This window comes from Acinetobacter sp. YH12255 (assembly GCF_013417355.1).
Lineage (GTDB): Bacteria > Pseudomonadota > Gammaproteobacteria > Pseudomonadales > Moraxellaceae > Acinetobacter > Acinetobacter pseudolwoffii.
Window position 1 is genome coordinate 1 of the sequence record NZ_VPEC01000109.1, and the last position, 1,879, is coordinate 1,879.

The window sequence follows — 1,879 nt, forward strand, 5'->3', positions numbered from 1 at the left end:
TTAAGTTCTTTATCCGACATAGACACCAACATATCAAACCGTCCGCTTCAATAATCGCAAAAGTGCATATTCTAAAAGCGGACATTTTTACTTTGGAGAAACCGGACATTTCTATTTTGGGCTTACATTTCAATTTCGTATAATATCCATTATGTTAAATAGGGAATTCAAAGCTCTTTCTAAGAGTTGGTATAGTGGTAATACTTATTGAGTGCGTAAAAGAATTAGATTAATAAAATACTCAAAAGAAAAATAGTAAAAGGGAACTTACAGAAAATAAGTTACCGGCTCTTAAAATTATATTTAAACAAAGAAGCCCAACTAAATGATTGGGCTTCCTCATATCTAACTTTACCTTATGATTTTCATCAGTGTACTGCAAGAATTTAGACTACTTGTTGACTTGAACACCTTTAAAAATCAATTTCTCTTTTTTTTGTGTTTCTATAAGCAGTTGTGCCTGCCCCTTACGAGATTGAAGATATAATGTGGGAGCATTCACCAGAATATCTATCATCGTACTTTCACGTAAGTTGATATCATCAGGACAGCCCATCATTGTGGCAACAATTGGTTGTTCAGCATATAAATGATTGCCCTTAAAATGAATACCAATCGAATTTATATTACAAAACAAATTCCCAATATACAGCATCTTTTCTGCAAATTTTAGCGTGATAGGTTGGTCAGGTTTTGAAGCCAGAAATAATGAATCTATACGTTCACTATTAGCATTTGTTGCCTCGATTAATTCCCAAGAAAATTGCGCCAAGGTCTGCTCACTAAAGGACATCACTTGTAATTCTTGTATCTTGGACTGATCGGCTGATGAAGGCTTATGACAAGCGCTCAAAAGTCCAACGACGAACATCAGTATAAATATTCTAGTCATCGTTATTGTCCGTATAATAATGAGTAACCCTCTTTATAGAGTTCATCAGTAGACATATAGGTCATATATCCATTAGGTTTGGCGGCACCTCCGCAATACCCCTGACCTTTCATGGAAGAACTCCATGTGCCTTGATAAGTTGCAGTAGATAATAACCCTGCCGCCACACTTCCAATAAAGATTGGACCACCACTATCGCCACCCCAACAATCCAACGTTGGACCTGAAACTTTTACCCATGTTGCATTACACACACCTGCCCCTGATGGTCCACATTTATTGTCAGTACCAAATGCTTTAAATGCGGTCGACTGAACCGTACCACAACTATAACCAGTTTTCATTCCATAATGACAGACATACGTACCAACAGGTGTGTTACCTTGTGTACGTCGACCAGTTAGAGTTTTGACCACATTGTCACTGGCGAAAAATTCTGGGTTCAAGGTATGTGTAGATGATACTAAACTCATGGTTTGGAAATCCTGACTACCATTCCAGAAGTCTCCCACAAAGGTTAGTGCAATATTATCATTGCCAGTTGTCTTGCGGTCATCTACAGTAATTTTGTAATTCTTACAGTGAGCCGCTGTGGTCGCAAATTTTGTACCCGCAGCGTTTTTCACATTAAAACCTGTTGTACAATTATAAAAAGTGGTTGAAGTTGTACTATCCGCCATCAGCATGGTTTCTGCTGCCCTTACTGCGGCACTATGTCTTAATGGAATATTAGTGGTCGTTACTTTAAGTGGGACATTGGTTAATGTTCTAGGTTTTTCACTGCTCAGTAATTTCAAACCCTGTGTTTGGTTGGTTGCAGTATGCTTTGGATCATAAAGCTCTAAATCAATGCTATTTTCGGCACTGTTGCAAATAGTCGGTGGTGATAAACTTATCATCCCCTTTTGCTGATGGAGCTGCACATGAACCCATTCAAAGGCCGGCATTTTCAGCGTGACATCATTCTGTGGGCCGTACGCTGGTACT

At 38.6% G+C, this 1,879-nt stretch carries 2 protein-coding genes; both read right to left on the bottom strand.

Going from position 1 to position 1,879, the window contains the following annotated elements; genetic code table 11:
- Positions 1–391: 391 nt before the first annotated feature.
- Positions 392–892 (bottom strand): META domain-containing protein, encoded by a 501-nt coding sequence (locus tag FTV30_RS15955; protein ID WP_074163995.1) that lies wholly within the window; start codon positions 890–892, stop codon positions 392–394.
- 2 nt (positions 893–894) lie between these two features.
- A partial coding sequence (locus FTV30_RS16550; protein ID WP_349665759.1) for a S1 family peptidase occupies positions 895–1,879 on the bottom strand: 985 nt, incomplete at its 5' end.

Bases quoted from the DNA above. Each gene is read 5' to 3' on its own strand.
- FTV30_RS15955 (WP_074163995.1), bottom strand. From the start codon at position 892: ATGACTAGAATATTTATACTGATGTTCGTCGTTGGACTTTTGAGCGCT.